4 protein-coding genes are annotated in these 1,922 nt (G+C 73.1%); all 4 read left to right on the top strand.

Annotated elements, in window-relative coordinates; genetic code table 11:
* Positions 1 to 224, top strand: a 224-nt coding sequence (locus tag L1885_RS27815) for a hypothetical protein (protein ID WP_235799910.1), incomplete at its 5' end; no start/stop codon positions are given.
* 135 nt (positions 225 to 359) lie between these two features.
* Positions 360 to 767: a roadblock/LC7 domain-containing protein gene (locus L1885_RS27810; protein WP_235799909.1), complete on the top strand. Its 408-nt coding sequence runs from the start codon at positions 360 to 362 to the stop codon at positions 765 to 767.
* A gap of 74 nt (positions 768 to 841) precedes the next feature.
* On the top strand, positions 842 to 1,171 hold the full coding sequence (locus L1885_RS27805) for a DUF742 domain-containing protein (protein WP_235799911.1): 330 nt from the start codon (positions 842 to 844) through the stop codon (positions 1,169 to 1,171).
* Entirely contained in the window at positions 1,149 to 1,757 is a 609-nt protein-coding gene (locus L1885_RS27800; protein WP_235799908.1) for a GTP-binding protein, read from the top strand. The genes L1885_RS27805 and L1885_RS27800 overlap by 23 nt, the downstream gene beginning before the upstream one ends.
* Positions 1,758 to 1,922: the final 165 nt, after the last annotated feature.

Here is a 1,922-nt window from a genome sequence, read left to right as displayed (position 1 = left end):
CGGTCACCGCGGTCACCGTGCCGTGGGACGCGACCAAGCAGCCGGACGGCACGGTGGTCGACACGGCGACGGGCCAGCCCGTCCCGGACGACGCGACCGTGACGTGCATCCCGGGCACCCCGGGCGAGTGGATGTCCGCGTTCTTCGACGGCTGCACCCCGCAGCAGGAGCCCCCGCACCCGCGCCCCGCCGGGGACGACGGGACGCCCCCGCCCGCCCCGTGACCGGACGCCCGGCGGCCGGCCGCCGCCTCCTGCCTCCCCCCACCGCCCTCGCCCCGGCCACCGGCCCCTTCCCCGGCCCGGCACGACGGACCAACCCCCTCTCGACCTCGACTTCCCAGAAGGACGGACCCGACCATGAGTTACGTAACCGAGCCGGAGCAGCGGAGCTGGATGATCGCCGAGGTCGCCGCCGTTCCGGGGGTGCGCCAGGTCATCGTGTTCAGCGCCGACGGCCTCCTCTTGACCAGTTCGGAGGGGATGGACCGGGACGCCGCCGACCGGCTCGCGGCGAACTGCTCGGGGCTCCTCTCCCTCGGCCGCAGTCTCGGGCGGGAGTTCGGCTCGGACGGGGGCCTCGTCCATCAGCAGATGGTCGAGTTCAACGGGGGCTTCCTTTTCATGCGCAGTGCGCACGGTGCCCATCTCGCCGTCGTGACCGGCCCGGTGGTCGATCCGAAGCTGGTCGCCCGGCAGATGCAGGCGCAGGTCATGAAGATCGGCGCGGCCAATCTCAGCAGTCCGCCCCGGCAGGGGAATGCGTGAGCGGCCCCGAGCGGCCCGGGGGCGAGGCGGGGGAGGCGCACTCCGGGACCGATCCCGAGAGCGGCGGTGCTCCGCTGCGCCCCTACGTCATCACCAGGGGGCGCTCACGCCCCAGCCGCAACACCGTGGGCGTGGAGACCCTCCTGGTGGCGACCACTCCGGCCACCCCGCTGCCGCTGTCCGCCGTCAGGGAGGAGCGGGCCCTCGTGCGGATGTGCGAGCGCCTGCTGTCCCTCGTGGAGGCCGCCGCGCACCTCGAACTGCCCGTGAGCCTCGTGAAGGTGCTCGCCTCCGACCTGGTCGACAGCGGGCACCTCACCGCACGCTCCGGTGTGCCCCAGGCCGTGCTGCCCGACCCGCAACTGCTTCAGGAGGTACTGGATGGTCTCCGCAGGCTTCGCTGACCGCTACCTGCCGGACACGGTCCAGCAGGCCGTCAAGATCCCCGTGGTCGGCGCCTTCGGCGTCGGCAAGACGACGCTGGTGGGCTCCGTCAGCGAGATCGAGCCGCTGCGCACCGAGGAGGTGATGACGCAGGCCAGCGTCGGCGTGGACGACCTGGCGGGGTCGAGCCGGAAGACGACCACCACCGTCGCGATGGACTTCGGCCGCATCACGCTGAGCCCGCGCATCGTGCTCTACCTGTTCGGCACCCCGGGGCAGCGGCGCTTCTGGGACCTGTGGGAGGGGCTGCTCGAAGGGGCCCTCGGGGTCCTGGTGGTGATCGACACACGCCGGCTGGAGGACAGCTTCGACGTCCTCGAACAGCTCGAACTGCGCGGCGTGCCGTTCGCGGTCGCCGTCAACCAGTTCCCGGACAGCGAGTTCTACGGGACCACGGAACTGCGCGAAGCGCTCGACCTGCTGGAGGACACACCGATCGTGATGTGCGACGCGAGAGACCGCGGATCGTCGGCGGACGCGCTGATCACGCTCGTCGAACACGTGCTGGCACGTGAGGTCGTGCGCACCCCGGAGGCCGCCTCGTGACACCGCGCGAGAGCGGCCCGTACGGCACGGCGCCCCGCGGCGGCCGGGGACCGCGCGAAGAGGGCCCGCACGGGCCGGGCGGGCAGCAGCCGCTTCCCGGCGGCCCCGGCGGGTACGGGTCGTCCCGGTACGGACCGGGCGGGCACGAGCCGGCTCCCTCCGGAC

Origin of the sequence: Streptomyces fuscigenes (assembly GCF_021556455.1) — a bacterium.
Lineage (GTDB): Bacteria > Actinomycetota > Actinomycetes > Streptomycetales > Streptomycetaceae > Streptomyces > Streptomyces fuscigenes.
This window is presented reverse-complemented; position numbering and strand designations above follow the sequence as displayed.